This is a genomic window from Kribbella sp., assembly GCF_035655035.1.
GTDB lineage: Bacteria > Actinomycetota > Actinomycetes > Propionibacteriales > Kribbellaceae > Kribbella.
This window is the reverse complement of the sequence record NZ_DASRVN010000040.1, coordinates 1-15,584: the sequence shown is the minus strand read 5'-3', so window position 1 is coordinate 15,584 and position 15,584 is coordinate 1. Positions and strand designations below refer to the sequence as shown.

18 protein-coding genes are annotated in these 15,584 nt (G+C 70.3%); 10 read left to right on the top strand and 8 right to left on the bottom strand.

What is annotated here, in order from left to right:
• Positions 1-170: 170 nt before the first annotated feature.
• Entirely contained in the window at positions 171-818 is a 648-nt protein-coding gene (locus VFF46_RS02795) for a DUF1684 domain-containing protein (protein ID WP_325035399.1), read from the top strand.
• Here the strand turns inward: VFF46_RS02795 and VFF46_RS02790 are convergent.
• Positions 801-2,954: a DEAD/DEAH box helicase gene (locus tag VFF46_RS02790; RefSeq protein ID WP_325035398.1), complete on the bottom strand. Its 2,154-nt coding sequence runs from the start codon at positions 2,952-2,954 to the stop codon at positions 801-803. The genes VFF46_RS02795 and VFF46_RS02790 overlap by 18 nt on opposite strands.
• A 252-nt stretch (positions 2,955-3,206) precedes the next feature.
• Between VFF46_RS02790 and VFF46_RS02785 the strand changes: the two genes are divergently transcribed.
• Together VFF46_RS02785 and VFF46_RS02780 are read left to right on the top strand one after the other, a co-directional pair.
• Positions 3,207-3,530, top strand: coding sequence for a plasmid stabilization protein (locus tag VFF46_RS02785; protein WP_325035397.1), 324 nt, complete (start codon positions 3,207-3,209; stop codon positions 3,528-3,530).
• A gap of 1 nt (position 3,531) precedes the next feature.
• Entirely contained in the window at positions 3,532-5,874 is a 2,343-nt protein-coding gene (locus VFF46_RS02780; protein ID WP_325035396.1) for a phosphoketolase family protein, read from the top strand.
• Here the strand turns inward: VFF46_RS02780 and VFF46_RS02775 are convergent.
• From VFF46_RS02775 to VFF46_RS02765, 3 genes are read right to left on the bottom strand one after another with little or no spacing between them, the layout of a single operon-like run.
• The gene (locus VFF46_RS02775) at positions 5,863-6,477 is read right to left on the bottom strand and encodes a UdgX family uracil-DNA binding protein (RefSeq protein ID WP_325035395.1); all 615 of its coding nucleotides are present in this window, start codon (positions 6,475-6,477) and stop codon (positions 5,863-5,865) included. The genes VFF46_RS02780 and VFF46_RS02775 overlap by 12 nt on opposite strands.
• Before the next feature lie 29 nt (positions 6,478-6,506).
• Complete coding sequence (locus VFF46_RS02770; protein ID WP_325035394.1) at positions 6,507-6,980, bottom strand: vitamin K epoxide reductase family protein; 474 nt, start codon at positions 6,978-6,980, stop codon at positions 6,507-6,509.
• A 3-nt stretch (positions 6,981-6,983) separates the two neighbouring features.
• Complete coding sequence (locus VFF46_RS02765) at positions 6,984-7,901, bottom strand: DUF929 family protein (RefSeq protein ID WP_325035393.1); 918 nt, start codon at positions 7,899-7,901, stop codon at positions 6,984-6,986.
• Positions 7,902-8,036: 135 nt separating this feature from the next.
• On the opposite strand from VFF46_RS02765, the gene VFF46_RS02760 reads away from it, so the two are divergent.
• Positions 8,037-8,657: an SAM-dependent methyltransferase gene (locus tag VFF46_RS02760; RefSeq protein ID WP_325035392.1), complete on the top strand. Its 621-nt coding sequence runs from the start codon at positions 8,037-8,039 to the stop codon at positions 8,655-8,657.
• Here VFF46_RS02760 and VFF46_RS02755 read toward each other — a convergent pair.
• Together VFF46_RS02755 and VFF46_RS02750 are read right to left on the bottom strand one after the other, a co-directional pair.
• On the bottom strand, positions 8,632-9,756 hold the full coding sequence (locus tag VFF46_RS02755; protein WP_325035400.1) for an MFS transporter: 1,125 nt from the start codon (positions 9,754-9,756) through the stop codon (positions 8,632-8,634). The two genes, VFF46_RS02760 and VFF46_RS02755, sit on opposite strands and share 26 nt — an antisense overlap.
• Before the next feature lie 5 nt (positions 9,757-9,761).
• The gene (locus VFF46_RS02750) at positions 9,762-10,313 is read right to left on the bottom strand and encodes a Chromate resistance protein ChrB (RefSeq protein WP_325035391.1); all 552 of its coding nucleotides are present in this window, start codon (positions 10,311-10,313) and stop codon (positions 9,762-9,764) included.
• Between the two features lie 104 nt (positions 10,314-10,417).
• Here VFF46_RS02750 and VFF46_RS02745 point away from each other — a divergent pair, with 104 nt between their 5' ends.
• Both VFF46_RS02745 and VFF46_RS02740 read left to right on the top strand, forming a co-directional pair.
• Positions 10,418-11,284: a diiron oxygenase gene (locus tag VFF46_RS02745; RefSeq protein ID WP_325035390.1), complete on the top strand. Its 867-nt coding sequence runs from the start codon at positions 10,418-10,420 to the stop codon at positions 11,282-11,284.
• Positions 11,281-12,531, top strand: a complete 1,251-nt coding sequence (locus tag VFF46_RS02740; RefSeq protein ID WP_325035389.1) for an FAD-dependent oxidoreductase — start codon at positions 11,281-11,283, stop codon at positions 12,529-12,531. The genes VFF46_RS02745 and VFF46_RS02740 overlap by 4 nt, the downstream gene beginning before the upstream one ends.
• On the opposite strand, the gene sigJ is transcribed toward VFF46_RS02740, so the two are convergent.
• Positions 12,494-13,390 (bottom strand): RNA polymerase sigma factor SigJ, encoded by an 897-nt coding sequence (sigJ, locus tag VFF46_RS02735; protein ID WP_325035388.1) that lies wholly within the window; start codon positions 13,388-13,390, stop codon positions 12,494-12,496. The two genes, VFF46_RS02740 and sigJ, sit on opposite strands and share 38 nt — an antisense overlap.
• Positions 13,391-13,471: 81 nt before the next feature.
• On the opposite strand from sigJ, the gene VFF46_RS02730 reads away from it, so the two are divergent.
• On the top strand, positions 13,472-13,909 hold the full coding sequence (locus tag VFF46_RS02730; protein WP_325035387.1) for a YybH family protein: 438 nt from the start codon (positions 13,472-13,474) through the stop codon (positions 13,907-13,909).
• On the opposite strand, the gene VFF46_RS02725 is transcribed toward VFF46_RS02730, so the two are convergent.
• Positions 13,899-14,525, bottom strand: coding sequence for a class I SAM-dependent methyltransferase (locus VFF46_RS02725; protein ID WP_325035386.1), 627 nt, complete (start codon positions 14,523-14,525; stop codon positions 13,899-13,901). The two genes, VFF46_RS02730 and VFF46_RS02725, sit on opposite strands and share 11 nt — an antisense overlap.
• 97 nt (positions 14,526-14,622) lie before the next feature.
• On the opposite strand from VFF46_RS02725, the gene VFF46_RS02720 reads away from it, so the two are divergent.
• The 3 genes from VFF46_RS02720 to VFF46_RS02710 form a co-directional block, all read left to right on the top strand.
• Complete coding sequence (locus VFF46_RS02720) at positions 14,623-15,024, top strand: VOC family protein (RefSeq protein WP_325035385.1); 402 nt, start codon at positions 14,623-14,625, stop codon at positions 15,022-15,024.
• A gap of 13 nt (positions 15,025-15,037) precedes the next feature.
• On the top strand, positions 15,038-15,385 hold the full coding sequence (locus VFF46_RS02715) for a YciI family protein (RefSeq protein ID WP_325035384.1): 348 nt from the start codon (positions 15,038-15,040) through the stop codon (positions 15,383-15,385).
• On the top strand, positions 15,382-15,584 hold a 203-nt coding region (locus VFF46_RS02710), incomplete at its 3' end, for a sigma factor (RefSeq protein WP_325035383.1). The genes VFF46_RS02715 and VFF46_RS02710, both read left to right, overlap by 4 nt.

Below are 15,584 nucleotides of genomic sequence, written 5' to 3'. Positions count from 1 at the left end.
CTCTACACCAAGGACGAGTTGCTTGCCCTCGGCTACAACGCCGGCGGCGGCAACATGCGGATCTTCGCCCGCGGCCGGAAGGCAGGTCCGCAGGCGCAGTCGTACCTGGACAAGATCCACAAGTACTGGACGCAGTCCGCCAAGGCCCTCAAGACCTGACAGGAGATCCGATGGATGCGGAGAAAGCGTCGCCAGGTGCTGCGCTGCGTTTCGGAGCACCGGCGCTCGCCGTAGCGGACTGGCGACGGCAGGTGTTCGAGCTGTACCGCGCCATCCGCGCGGAACGCGACCCTGCCACGGCCCACGCCCACTGGCAAGCCACCCGCAACGACCTCCTGGCCCACCACCCAGCCTCACCGGTCCCGGCCCAGCACCGTGAGACGTACGGCGGCGCACCCGTCGCCCGCTACAACCCGCAGTACCGCTACGAGGCCACCATCGACACCGACGTGAAGCCGCACAACTGGGAGTTCCAGTCGGCGACGGACGGGGTGATCCCGTTCTCCCGGGTCGGCGTCCTGCACCTGCCGATCGGCGACCTCGACGTCTGGTGGCTGGAGTCGTACGGCGGCGGCCTGTTCGTCCCGGTCAAGGACCCCAGCAGCACGACGTACGGCGGCGGCCGCTACCTGATCGACACCGTCAAGGGCGCCGACCTCGGCAGCGACCTGTCCACGGGCCACTTCGTCGTGGACCTGAACTTCGCCTACAACCCGTCCTGCGCCTACAGCCCCGAGTGGACCTGCCCACTCGCCCCGGCAACCAACCAGCTGGCGGTCGAGTTGCCGGTGGGCGAGCTGTCAGGCAGCGGCCTCTAGGGCCCGGGTCAGCAAGGCGGTCAGGGCCTCGAGCTGGAAGTCCGCCGAGGAGCCGACCTCCTCGTCGGAGCCGTCGAGGGCCATCGCGGCCAGGCCGGCCTTGGCATCGATCAGGTCCGCGACGCGAGTGTCGATGGTCTGCGCGGCGATGATCCGCCACGCGGTGACCGGCTCGTCCTGGCCGATCCGGTGCACCCGGTCGATCGCCTGGGTCTGCTCGGCGTTCGTCCAGGAGAGCTCGGCGAGGACGACGTTCGAGGAGACCTGCAGGTTCAGGCCGACGCCCGCGGTGAGCAGCGAGCAGACCGCGATCGACACCTCGGGATCGTTGACGAAGGCATCGATGTTCTTCTGCCGGGTCCGCGACGTCTGGTCGCCGCGGATCGAGGAGTACCGGATGCCGCGCTCGGCGAACAGCTCCTCGGCGGTGTCCATCACCTCGATGTGCCGGGCGAAGAAGACCACCTTGCCGACGTTCTGCGCCAGCTGCGCGGCGTAGTCCGCCGCCAGCCCGGCCTTCGCCTGGCCGATCCGGCGGAACAGGCTGAACACGTTGTCGCCGGTCTTCTTGGCGGCCATCTCGGTCCGCTCCCAGCCGGCCACCTGGCGGACCAGGTCGTGGTCGATCCCGTCCACGACGGCACCCGCGCGGCGGGTCTCCAGCGCGGTCCGGTACCGCTCGACCAGCCGGTCGGCGAGCTCCCGCTCGGCGGCCCGGATCGAGCGCCCGACGGCGCCGTCCAGCTCGACCGGCAGGTCCGCGATCCGGCGGGCCGGGATGTCCGCGGCGACGTCCACCTTGCGGCGCCGGACGATGCCCATGTCGATCACGCTGGCCCGGGCGGCCGCCGCGAAACCGGGGTCGGCCGGCGTCAGGTCGGTGGCGTCGAGCTTCTCCATCAGCTCGGCCCGCGGCGCCTTCTCGTCGACCCAGCCGAGGAACTCCCAGATCGCGGTGAAGTCCTCGATCGAGTTGATCAGCGGCGTACCGGTGAGCGCCATCAGCAGCGGCCGGGCGGTCTTGGAACGGATCCGGTTGGACAGCTCGAGCACGTTCCGGGAGCGCTGCGACTTCTTGTTCTTGATGAAGTGCGCCTCGTCCACCACCATGCCGCGGAAGCCGAGGTCGCCGAGCCAACCCACGTGCCGGTCGAGGACCTCGTAGTTCACCACCACGATGTCCGCGAAGCCGTCGATCGTGTCGCCGTCGCCGTGGATCACCGTGGGGGTCTTGCGCGGGGTCCAGAGACCGGCCTCACGGGCCCAGTTGGTCTTGACCACGTTCGGTACGACGGCCAGCAGCGGGTAGGCGTCCGCGGCCTGCGCGGCGAGCAGCGCCTGGGCGGTCTTGCCGAGGCCGGGCTCGTCGGCGAGCAGGAACGTCCGGTGCCCCTCCGCGGCGGCGGCGATCAGCCGGGCCTGGTGCGGCATCAGCTCCAGGCCGCGGAGCCGGAGCGCGTCGATCCCGCCGGCCAGCCGCAGCGAGGTCGGGTCCGGCAGCGTCATGGTCGCCGAGGCCGCCGCGTGCTCGAACGAGCGCAGCAGCGGGCCGATCAGCTCCCAGCCGCCGAGCCGGCTCGGACCGGCCGGGCGGGACGGGGGAGCGGAGAAGTCCGGAGCGAGGAACGGGTTCGCCAGCTGCCGGGAGACCACCGCCTGTGGCACCACCCGCCGGGCCTGGGTCTCCGGGGCCGCCACCGGCTCGGCCGGCTCCGGCTCTTCGGGGACCTCGAGGCCGGCCTCGTCCAGCATCTGCCGCTTGAGCGCGGCCGCCGCCTCCGAGATCACCGCGTCCTCGGCCAGCAGCACCAGCAGTGACGGCTCCATCGCGGCGGTCTTGGCCAGGATCGTCGCGATCCCGTCCAGCCGCCGGAGCTGCTCGGTCCGGTACGCCTCGGTGGCTGCGGCGTCGCCGTTCACCCGGGCCCGCTCCTCGCGGACCAGCAGCGCGACGACCTGGAACTTCGTCCTCGTCGACGGCTTGATCGCGCCGCGGGTGACCGCGTTCTCGACCTCGCGGACCGCCTGGGCGAGAACCTGGATCAGACCGTCGGACTCGCCGTCGCGGACGCGCCGCCGTCGACGGGGTGCGGAACGGGTAGCGCCGGGCTGGCGCTGACCTCGTCGGGCCAACATTTCCTCCTGTGTCGTGCCACGACCGGGCCGTGGCGGAACGCCGGACCGCGCGGGGACCGACCCGCCGACGAGACGCCACCCGGTGTCGTCCAGAGGGTCGCCCAGAGAGTGCCCAGGAACACGGCTTTCAGAATTCACCGCTCCTGTATGCGCGATCGCGAACCCATGCTACCTGCCCGGGCCCGAATGTTGCAGACCGGCACCGGGTACAGAGTGAACTCCAGTGGATCTGGTCAGAAGGAGGTCTGTCCGATGCCTGCAGGATCGAACCGGAAGCGCGAACGCCAGTACGAGCACATCAAGGCCGGACTGAAGGACCGCGGCCGCAGCGAGGACGTCGCCGAGGAGATCGCGGCCCGCACCGTGAACAAGGAACGGGCTCGCGCCGGGGAGTCGAAGCAGAAGAGCCGTACGTCGACGCATGACATCTCGTCGAGCCGGCGCGGTGGGTTCCGCTCGCACAGCGGGTCCGGCGGCCGGACCCGGGACCAGCTGTACAACGAGGCCAAGGAGAAGAACGTCAAGGGCCGGTCGAAGATGACGAAGGCTCAGCTCGCCAAGGCCGTCGGACGCTGACGTGCAGCGGATCGACGGGGTGCCGCTGAGCGAGCAGGAACTGCGCGGGATCGACGCGTACTGGCGGGCGGCGAACTACCTGTCCGTCGGGCAGATCTATCTGCTCGCCAACCCGCTGCTCCGGGAACCGCTCCGGGCCGAGCACATCAAGCCGCGGCTCCTCGGTCACTGGGGGACGACGCCCGGGCTGAATCTGCTCTACGCACACCTGAACCGGGTGATCCGGCGGCGCGACCGTGATGTGCTGTTCGTGACCGGGCCGGGGCACGGCGGCCCGGCCCTGGTCGCGAACACCTGGCTGGAGGGGAGCTGGACGGCGGCGTACCCGAACACCACCCGCGACGAGGTGGGGATGGCCCGGCTGTTCAAGCAGTTCTCGTTCCCGGGCGGCGTACCGAGTCACGTCGCGGCCGACGTACCGGGGTCGATCAACGAGGGCGGCGAGCTGGGGTACTCGCTGAGCCACGCGTACGGCGCGGCCGCCGACAATCCGGACCTGCTCGTGGCCTGCGTGGTGGGGGACGGGGAGGCCGAGACCGGTCCGCTGGCCGCGTCCTGGCACTCGAACAAGTTCCTGAACCCGGCCCGCGACGGCGCCGTGCTGCCGATCCTGCACCTGAACGGGTACAAGATCGCGAACCCGGCGGTGCTCGCCCGGATCGGTGACGACGAGCTGACGGCGCTGATGACCGGCTACGGGTACGACCCGTACCTGGTCGAGGGGTCCGACCCGGCCGAGGTGCACCAGGCGCTGGCGGCGACGCTCGACGCCTGCCTGGACCGGATCGACGAGATCAAGACCGAGACCGTACGGCCGGCCTGGCCGATGATCGTTCTCCGTACGCCGAAGGGCTGGACCGGCCCGCACACCGTGGACGGCGAGCTGGTCGAAGGCACCTGGCGGGCGCACCAGGTGCCGCTGTCCGGCGTCCGGACGAACGAGGACCACCTGCGGCAACTGGAGTACTGGCTGCGCAGCTACCGCCCCGAGGAGCTGTTCGACGACCAGGGCCGGCCGGTGCCGGACCTGCTGGAACTCGTCCCGGAACGGCGGATGGGATCGAGCCCGCACGCGAACGGCGGCGTACTGAGCCGTGACCTGGAGCTCCCCGCGGTCGCGGAATACGCCATACCCGTGAAGGTGCCGGGCGCCGAGGACGGGGAGCCGACCAAGGTGTTCGGTGCGTTCCTGCGCGACGCGTTCCGGCTCAACCCGGACAACCTGCGGCTGTTCGGGCCGGACGAGACCGAGTCCAACCGGCTGACAGCGGTGTACGAGGAGACCGGCAAGCGCTGGCTCGCGGAGCGGTTCGACACCGACAACCACCTCGCCGCCGACGGCCGGGTGCTGGAGATCCTCAGCGAGCACACCTGCCAAGGCTGGCTCGAGGGGTACCTGCTGACCGGCCGGCACGGGTTGTTCTCGTCGTACGAGGCGTTCGTGCACATCGTCGACTCGATGGTGAACCAGCACGCGAAGTGGCTGAAGACGATCAACCGGCTGGACTGGCGGCGGCGGATCCCGTCGCTGAACTACCTGCTCACCTCGCACGTGTGGCGGCAGGACCACAACGGGTTCTCGCACCAGGATCCCGGGTTCATCGACCACGTGGTGAACAAGAAGGCCGAGGTCGTCCGCGTCTACCTGCCGCCGGACACGAACACGCTGCTGTCCACGATGGACCACTGCCTGCGGACCCGGAACTACATCAACGTCGTTGTCGCCGGCAAGCAACCGCAGCCGAACTGGCTCGACTGGGACGCCGCCGCCCTGCACTGCGCGCGCGGCGCCGGGATCTGGGACTTCGCGAGTAACGACGCCGGCGACCCGGACGTGGTGATGGCGTGCGCGGGCGACGTACCGACGATGGAGACGCTCGCCGCGGTCTCGCTGCTCCGCGAGCATCTTCCGGAGTTGCGGATCCGGGTCGTGAACGTGGTGGACCTGATGCGGCTGCAGGACGCGACCGAACATCCGCACGGGCTGCCGGACGCGGAGTACGACGCCTTGTTCACCACCGACAAGCCGGTGATCTTCGCGTACCACGGCTACCCGTGGCTGATCCACCGCCTCACCTACCGCCGCCGCGGCCACGCGAACCTGCACGTCCGCGGCTACATCGAGGAGGGTACGACGACCACGCCGTTCGACATGGTCGTCCGCAACAACCTCGACCGGTACCACCTGGCCATGGACGTCATCGACCGCGTCCCGTCCCTCGGTACCCGGGCCGCCACGACCCGCCAGTACTTCGCCGACCAGCGCACCCGGCACCACGCGTACGTCACGCAGTACGGCGAGGACCTGCCGGAGGTCCGCGACTGGCGGTGGTCAGCCGAGTAGGCCGATGGCGACGCGCAGGTCGTCGACGAAGCGCCCGAAGTCCCGCCGGAACTCGTCCGAGCGGACGACGGCGGACGGGTGGACGGTCGCGACCGCCGGCCGCCCGTCCGGCAGCTCGACCCGTTTACCGCGCTCCTGGGTGACCCGGAAGGCAGAGCCGAGCAGCGCCTTCGCGGCGACGGATCCCATCACGACGACCAGCTCCGGCTTGACGATCTCGAGCTCGCGTACGAGCCACGGACGGCATGCCGTGATCTGGCCGGCCGACGGCGTCTTGTGGATCCGCCGCTTCCCCTGACGCTCGAACCGGAAGTGCTTGACGGCGTTCGTCAGGTAGACCTGCGCCCGGTCGATCCCGGCCTCCGCCAGGGCCTTGTCCAGCAGGTGCCCTGCCGGGCCGACGAAGACGTGGCCTTCCTTGTCCTCGTGATCGCCCGGTGTCTCGCCGACCAGCATCATCCGGGACCGCACCGGTCCCTCGCCCGGTACGACCTGGTCGGCGTCCTCCCACAGCTCACACCCACGACAGTCGGGAAGCAGCGCCCGTACCTTCCGCATCCCGCCGTCGTGCGGCACCCACTCCTCGGCCCCTGGCGATCCCATGCCGCACCGGTACCCGAAGTGGGACTAGTTCATGAAGCCGGTGGGACGAGGGCGAGCCGGACGATGATCAGGCCGAACAGCACCAGGGTCAGGGCGTGGACGACGGTGCACCACAGGCAGATCGCGTTGATTTGGAACAGCTCGGCCCAGATCAGGTAGCAGACGAAGACCACGCCGGTCAGTACGCCGATCAGCCGCAGCCGCCCGGGCCACGGGGACGACGTACGCCACATCGGCGGGACCGACAGCGCGGTCATGCCGATGAAGAACGCCAGGCCGAGCACTGCGACCGGGATGCCGAAGACCTTCGAGTACTGGCTGCTGGTGACCTTGGCGCAGTTGACCACGCCGGTGTCGGGACAGGCCAGCGTGGTGCCGGCGGTGAAGTGCTCGTAGGTGAGGTACGCCGCGACCGCGAGCCCGGCGATCGAGACCGCCAGGGTCAGCCACGGGATCAGGCCCAACGAGGCCCGGGACGAGGACCGCTGCGCGGTGCCGGTCATCGGTCAGCCCTTCGCAGCGCCGAGCTTGCCCGCGGCCGCCGTGACCGCCGGGGTCGAGCACACCTTGGCCGGCTGGTTGTTGGTGATCTTGCAGATCGCCGCCGTGTAGACGTTGGCGGACCCGATGACCGCCTTGGTGATCGGGTTCGCCGGATCCTTCAGCGCGTCGACGATCTGCGCCTGCGTCTTACCGGCCAGCAGGTCCGGGTTGTACGTCGCCCCGGAGCCGATGACCTTGTTGCCGATGTCGATGAACGGGATCGACCCGGCGCTGTCCTTGCTGACGTACGGCGGGTTGTCGTAGGTCTGCAGCGTCTGCTGGTCGGCGGCCGACGGGGTGTCGAGCGGCTTGTAGCTGTTGCCCTGCACCTCGTTCGTGGTGGTCTCGACGCCGGTGAAGGACAGGTACTGGCTGGTGTACGTCGAGCCGTGGAACGACAGCGACGGCGTGTTCGGGTGCACGTCCGCGGCGGCGGAGTGCGTCGTACCGAGGTCCTTGAAGGTGCCGAACCGGGACAGCGCGACCACGACCGGCCAGCGCTCGGCGGCGCAGAACGGGCAGTACTCGGCGCCGATGTAGAGCACCTTCGGCTTGCCGTTGTCGGTCAGGGCCGGGGCGTTGCTGATCATGGACGGCGCCGTCTGCACACCGGCGCTGCCGACCGTGGAGAACGTCGAGTCCGGGATCGAGCCGAGGGCCGTGACCAGCGACGGGTCGAGGGCTCCGCTCGGCGTGCTGGCCGTCTTCTTGCCGCCGCCGACCAGCCGGATCGCAACCAGCCCGCCGACGATCACCACGACCAGAACGACCGCGCCGACCGCGAGCAGAAGCCGCCGGCGCTGCTCGGCCCGCCGTTGGGCGGCCTGCTGCGCGGCGATCCGCTCCCGGGCCGCAGCCTTCTGTTCGACACGCCTTGCCATGACTCTCCTCTGATCGCGCACGGGCTCCGGAAGAACAACTATCCATCGGCCCCGGAAGTTCCTGCCTGTCGGTCACTGTGAGGTTACAGATCAATGGTGCTGCATCGACCCACGGGGACCGTAGTGTCGGCTGACATGGACTGGCGGGCATGGCATCAGCAGTACGACGATCCCGGGTCCGAGCTGTCGGGGCGGTTGCTGACCGTGCAGGCACAGCTGCGGGCCGCGCTCGACCGGGCGCCGGCCGGACCGATCCCGGTGATCAAACTCTGCGCGGGGCAGGGGCGGGACCTGCTCGGTGTACTGGTGGATCATCCGCGCCGGGACGACGTACGGGCGCGGCTGGTCGAGCTGGATCCGGAGCTGGCCGCGGTGGCGCGAGAGCACGCGCCGCCGCAGGTCGAGGTCGTCACCGGTGACGCTTCGCTGACGGAGCAGTACGACGGGTTCGTACCGGCCGAGGTCGTGCTGCTGTGCGGGATCTTCGGGAACATCACGAACGCCGACATCCAGCGGACGATCGCGGGCAGCCGGCAGTTCTGCCGCACCGGCGCGACGGTGATCTGGACCCGGCACCGCGGCGACCCGGACGTGGTGCCGTCGATCTGCGACTGGTTCGAGACGAGTGGCTTCGAGCGGGTCTGGGTGTCGGCCAAGGAGGTCGGGTTCGGTGTCGGCGTGCACCGCTTCACCGGCGTACCTGAACCTCTGGTGAAGGGTCAGAGCCTGTTCAGCTTCGTACCCGGCGGAGTATGAGCAGCAGGAGAGCGAGCAGGACGGCGAGGACGACGTACCCGGTGTCGAGTACGGCGATCGACGCGACGGCCGCGACGAGCAGCGGGCCGCCCGCGTCGCCGAGTTCGCGGCCGAGCTCGGCCGTGCCCATCGACTGACCCATCCGCTCCGGCGGCGTGCTCGCCGCGAGCGCCGCGAACCCGAGCGGGGTGATCACGCCCGTCCCGGCGCCGATCAGCGCAGCCGCGATCAGCAGGGACACCACACCGGGCAACGCCGCGCACACGAACCCGGCGGACGCCAGCCCCAGGCCGATCGCGATGCCCGCGCGCGTGGTCAGCTTGCCCGCGTCCAGCGCCCGGCCGGACCGTGGCTGGACGACGGCGGCCGTTGCCGCGAGCAAGGAAACGGCCGCGCCGGTGGCGATCGTCCCGAGTCCGTCCGACGCACCGGTGACCGGCAGGAACCCGACGCCCACCGACAACGCGGCCGTCGCCGCCGCGAGCGCCGCGGTCGGCCGCAGGAACGCCGGGTCGGTGATCCGGCGCGCGAGATCCAGCACGGTCTGCCGGGTCCGGGGCAGCGGCGGTACGACGGGTACGACGACGAACGCCCACACGGCAACGGCCACGGCGAGGACCGTCATCACGCCGAACAGCAGCCGGAAGCCACCGAGCCAGACGATCCCACCGCCGAGCAACGGCCCGGCCGTGTACCCGATGCTCTTGTAGAAGCCGTAGCTGCCGAACGCCCGCCCGTGCTTCGCCGACGGATTGAGCCGGGCGACGAGCGCGGACGCGGCGGGGGAGAAGGCCGACGCCGCCGCGCCCTGGCCGAGCCGGGCGACCCACAGCCAGCCGGGCCGGTCCGCGACCACATAGGTGCCGGAGGCAACGGCGAAGCCGATCAGTCCGAACAGCAGTACGGGGCGCGCGCCGACCCGGTCCGAGATCGTGCCGAAGACCGGCTTCAGCAGTACTTCGGCGCCGTCGTACAGCGCGAGCAGGAAACCGAGCGTCAACAGCGACCGTACGGCGTCGTTCGACGAACCGCCGAGGTTCGCCGCGATCGCGTGCGCGCCGAACGCGGTGGTGAAGCCGGCGCCGTACAGCGGCCACATCTTCTTCACCGGGCATCACCCGGAAGCTGGTGCAACGCGCGGAACACGAGCTCGGCGTACTCCTCGCAGCAGGCGACGCAGTCCTTCAGCCGGGCGGTCGCCTCGGCCGCCTCCGGCGTACCGAAGACGTCCCGGCTGGTGAGGTCGCGGTGCCAGCGGCGCAGGCGTTCGAGGCTCTGCTCCTCCTCCTCGAGCTCGGCCAGGGTGAACTTCTCGATCCGGATCTCCTTGGCGATCTCGTCCTCGAACTTCCCGCAGTCCGCCAGGAACTCGGTCCAGTCCGCGCGCCGCGCCTCGTCGTACAGCCCGCGCAGCCGGGCGCCGTCGGCCGCGTCCCGTCCGGCCGCCTCGAGCATCGTCAACTCGCCCTCGGCGCGGGCGACCAGCTCAGTGGTCCGCTGCACCGCCGCCTCGAAGACCGGGAGCTCGGGAAGCGCCCAGATGCCCTGCCCGAGGGACAGCGCGCCCGCCTTGCGCAGCTCCCGCCAGACCGCCACCCGATGCCGCGTGGGCTCCGCCGGGATCCGTACCAGCAACACCAGCCATCGATCCGTCACAGACGGCACTGTAGCGCGCGTTACATCGGCGTGCATCTCGACAACAGCGTGAACCATCAGTTATGTTACATAGACGATGTCATATCGCTCCGGAGGTGTGTGCGATGGACCAGACCGCTGAGCGGTTGCTGGGGTCGGCGAGCCGGTTGTCCCGGGATCCCGAGACGGAGATCGACTGGGACGCCCCGGTCGGCGACGGGTACGGGATGTCGCCGGAATGGAGCACGCTGTACGGCACGCCGTACTGGGCCGAGCTGACCGAGGCGCAGCAGCGCGAGCTGACCCGGCACGAGTCCGCGTCGACGGCGACGACCGGGATCTGGTTCGAGATGATCCTGCAGCAGTTGATCCTGCGGGACATCTACGACAAGCCCGCGCGGAGCTCGGAGTTCCAGTGGGCGCTGACCGAGATCGCCGACGAGTGCCGGCACTCGATCATGTTCGCGAAGGCGTCCGGCCGGCTGGTCGACCCGGCGTACCGGCCGCGGCTGCTGGCCCGTGAGCTCGGGCGGATGTTCAAGACCGTGGCGACCGGCGAGTCGGCGTACGCCGCGATCCTGGTCGCCGAGGAGGTCCTGGACGTGATGCAGCGGGACTGGATGCGGGACAACCGGGTCGAGCCGCTGGTCCGGACCGTGAACCACATCCACGTGGTCGAGGAGTCGCGGCACATGGTGTTCGCCCGCGAGGAGACCCGGGAGCGGCTGGCGAAGGCGGGCCGCGGGCGGCGCTGGGTGAGTGCGCTGGTGATCGCGATCGCGGCGGACATGATCGTGTCCAGCATGGTCGGGCGCGAGGTGTACGTGAACGTCGGGCTGGACGCCGACCGGGCGGTCCGCGAGGCGCGGCGGAACGAGCACCACCGGTCGCTGCTGCGGACCAGCTGCGCGAACTTGATGGACTTCCTCGGCTCGGTCGGACTGCTGACACCGGCGGCGGCCCGCGTGTACCGGCGGACCGGTCTGCTGTGACGTTCGCGATCTCGGGCGACTGCTGCTCGGATGCGAGCTGCGTCGCGGTCTGCCCGATGAACAGTATTCATCCGTCGCCGGGGGAGCCCGGCTTCGGGACGGGTGCGAGTCTGTTCATCGATCCGCGGACCTGCATCGACTGTGGCGCCTGCGCGGACATCTGCCCGGTCGACGCGGCGAAGCCGGCCGATCGGTCGGCCGCCGCGGATGTCGAGCGGAACGCCGCGTACTTCGCCGAGCGTGAGGTGCTGGAGGCAACCGATCTGGACAGCTGGGAGCCGGTGTCGTACGAGGTCTGGGGCGGCGGGCCGCGCCGGGTGCTGGTGGTCGGCGCCGGGCCGGCCGGGATGTACGCGACCCGGGAGTTGTTGCTCCGGACAACGGCCGACATCACCGTGGTGGATCGCAGCCCGGACCTCGGCGGCCTGGTCCGCTTCGGGGTGGCGCCGGATCATCCCCAGACCAAACAGATCATCGGTACCTTCGAACGCCTGATCCGCCACCCCCGCGTCCACTGGCGCCCAGGAACCGACGCGGCAACGCTACCGCGCGATCGGTACGACGCGGTGGTGCATGCGGTCGGTGCGCGTCAGAGTCGCCGGCTGGGGATACCTGGCGAGGATGCGGCTTGTACCGCTGAAGATTTCGTTGCCTGGTACAACGGGCGACCGGGTGCGGCGGCGCCTGCTGCACTGGTCGGCCCGCGGGCGGTTGTCGTCGGCAACGGAAACGTCGCGCTGGACATCGCACGCATGTTGCTGAGCGACGAGAAGCAGCTCCGCGATATGGAGGTTCCGCGCGAGGTCCGGCAAGTACTGGCGACCAGCGGGATCAAGGAGGTCGTGCTGCTCGGCCGGCGCGGCCCGGACCAGGCGGCGTACACCGAACCGGCCCTCCAGGAGTTGCTCGCGCTCGCCGACGATCGGGTCGAGCTCCGGTACCACGCCCGCCCGACCGCCTGGACGTCCTACGGCCTGACCCTTGACACGAGCGAGGTAATTGCCGCAGGCAACCTGTTCACCGCGATCGGGTTCGAGGGCGCCCCGATCGACGGCCTGCCGTTCGACCCGGACCGCGGGATCGTGCCGAACGTCCGCGGCGCCGTCGTCGGCCGCCCGGGGCACTACGTGACGGGCTGGATCAAACGCGGCGCGCGCGGTGGGATCGGCGTCAACAAGGCGTGTGCGCAGGAGACCGTGATGACGCTGGTCAGTGCATCCAGGGCCGCAGCTTCTCCGGGTTCCTGACCGTCCAGATGTTCGAGATCAGGTCGCCCGAGAAGTCGAACGCGAGCACGGTCTCGACCGTACCCTCGAACTCGATCACCAGCCCCGGCTGACCGTTGACGGTGCGTTCGAGGATCGTCCGCCCGTGCCGGAAGACCGGCAGCCCGCTGAATCGTTGCGCGATCTGCGCCCGCCCGTGGATCGGGTCCAGGAACGCGGTCACCAGGCCGCCGCCGTCGGCGACCGCGGTCGCGTCCGGGTCGAGCAGATTGACGATCGCCTGGATGTCGGTGGCCTCCCACGCCGCCTTGAATGCCCGGACCAGCTCCGCCTTGCGCGCCGACGGCGGTGTGGGGGACTGCGACTCGCGGATCCGGCGGCGCGCCGACGAGGCGAGCTGCCGGCAGGCGGCGGGCGTCCGCCCGACGATCTCGGCGACCTCCGGGAACGGGTACCTGAACACGTCGTGCAGGATGAACGACACCCGCTCGGCCGGCGTCATCGCGTCGAGGACCACCAGGAACGCCATGTTGACCGACTCGTCCAGCGTCACCCGGTCCGCGGGGTCGGCCGGACCCTCGACGGTCTCGGGCAGCGGCTCCGGGATCCACTCGCCGACGTACCGCTCCCGGCGTACCCGGGCGGAGCGCAGCAGGTCGAGGCAGATCCGGCTCGCGACCTTGGTCAGCCAGGCGGCCGGGTTCTCGATCGCGTGCCGCTCGGGCAGCGTCAGCGCGTACCAGCGGGCGTAGGTCTCCTGCACCACGTCCTCGGCGTCGGCCAGTGACCCGAGCAGGCGGTACGCCAGGTTGATCAGCTGCCGCCGTTCGCTCATGATCACGCTCAGGCCGGGCTCGGTCATCTCGGTCCTCTCGCTCATACCATGCACACCACGTACGACGAAGCGGCCCGCTGAAGTGTCAGGTCTGACACTACGCGGGCCTGTCCCGTCGTACCGGGCATGACGAACAACGCGGTATCAGAGGTGGAGATCCGGGAGCGGATCGAGACGTTACTGGACGGGATCCGGAGCGGCGACCTGGGCGCGCTGAAGACCGTCTTCGCGCCGAACCTGGTCTCGTTCGACGTCGAGGCGCCGCTGCGGCACCTCGGCGCGGAGAAGAAGCTGCAGAACTGGGAACAGGCCTTCACGATCTACCGGCCGCCGCTCGGCTACGAGATCCGCGACCTGACGGTCCTGGTCGACGGCAACCTCGCCGTGACGTACGCCGTCAACCGGCTCAGCGGCACCCTCCCGGACGGCACCGAGTCCGGCATGTGGGTCCGCTGGACCGCGGCCTGGCAACGCGTCGACGGCACCTGGCAGATCGTCCACGACCAGGCGTCGGTCCCGATGTACTTCCCTGACGGCCGCGCCGCCACCGACCTCACGCCGTGAGCCGGGCCCGGCCCAGGATGTGCGGGCCGGCGGGGGTGGTGCGGTCGGGTGGGAAGGTGAAGCGGTCGAGTTGGTCGATGGTGAAGCCGGCGGACCGGATCGCGGCCGCCGTGTCGCGGTGGGTGTGGCAGCCGCCGGCGAGGAGCGGCCAGAGGGTCGCGTCGGCGACCCGCTGAACCGTGGCCAGGCGGCCGGGGTCGGCGGCGACGTGCTCGTAGAACCTGAGTTCGCCGCCGGGGCGGAGGACCCGCTGGACCTCGGCGAGGGCGGTGGCCTGGTCGGGGACCGAGCAGAGGACGAGCGACACCACGACCACGTCGGCCGACGCGGCCGCGGCCGGCAGGCGGTCCGCCGTACCGTCGACGACCTCGACCGGAACCGGTGCGGTGGACGCCTGGCGGACGGCGTGCGCGCGGAGGAACGGCTCGGGCTCGACCGCGAGGACGTGGGCGACCTCGGGCGGGTAGTGCGCGAAGTTCCCGCCGTCGCCGGCGCCGATCTCGATCACCCGGCCGGCGGCACCGGCGAGCAGCCGGCGGCGGTGCTCGGCGGCGCCGGCCTGGTCGAGCGTGGGCCGGACCCGGGCGTACAGCCGGGCGAAGAACGGATGTTTCATGGGCCAACCCTGTCAGAGTGTCGGATCCCGCGGTACGCCGATCGTCTGCTGAGTGAGAGTTGTCCGCGAGCAGATTCGCCAGCAGAGGAGAAGAGCAGTGCCCACCACGTCTGCAACCGTGAAGATCATCGACATCGTCGTGTCCGACCTCGGCGCCGCGATCGAGTTCTACCGCCGGCTCGGGCTCGAGTTCGAGCGCGACCAGTACATGCCGGACGACCACGCCGGCTGCGACCTGCCGAACGGGTTGCACCTGATGCTCGACACCGACGAGGCGCGCAGCAAGATCACCGCGAACTGGACGCCGCCGACGTCGAGCCGGGCGTTCCTCACGTTCGAGTACGACACGCCGGCCGCGGTGGACGCGACGTACGCCGAGCTTGTCGCCGCCGGGGTGACCGGCCTGCAGGAGCCGTACGACGCGCCGTGGGGGATGCGTTACGCGACCGTCGCCGATCCGTCGGGGAACGGGGTCGACCTCTACGCCACACTGGCCTGAAGGAGGTGCGCTGGTGAAGTACGTGCTGATGTTCATCGAGACGGAGCAGTTCGCGAAGGACTTCGAGGCGTTGGCGCCGGCCGAGAAGGAGGCGGCGTACCGGCGGGTGTACCAGTGGTTCGACGACCACGCGGACAAGATCACGAACCGCGGGAGCAAGCTGCAGGGCGCGGAGACGGCGACCACCGTCCGCCTGGACGGAGGCGTCGCGATGACGACCGACGGGCCGTTCATCGAGGGCAAGGAAGTGGTCTCCGGGTTCACCGAGATCGAGGTCGAGGACCTGGACGAGGCACTCCGGATGGTGCGCACCTGGCCCGCCTGCCCGGTGATCGAGATCCGGCCGGTGACACAGATGTGAGTACCGAGGACGAGCTCGCCCGCGTGGTCCGTGATCACGCGGGCCGGCTTGCGGGCGCGTTGGTGTCGCTGCTCGGCGACTTCGCCGCGGCCGAGGACCTCGTGCAGGACGCGGTCGAGGTCGCGCTCAGACGCTGGCCGGTCGAGGGGATCCCGGAGCGGCCGGACGCCTGGCTGTTCACGGTCGCGAAGCGCCGCGG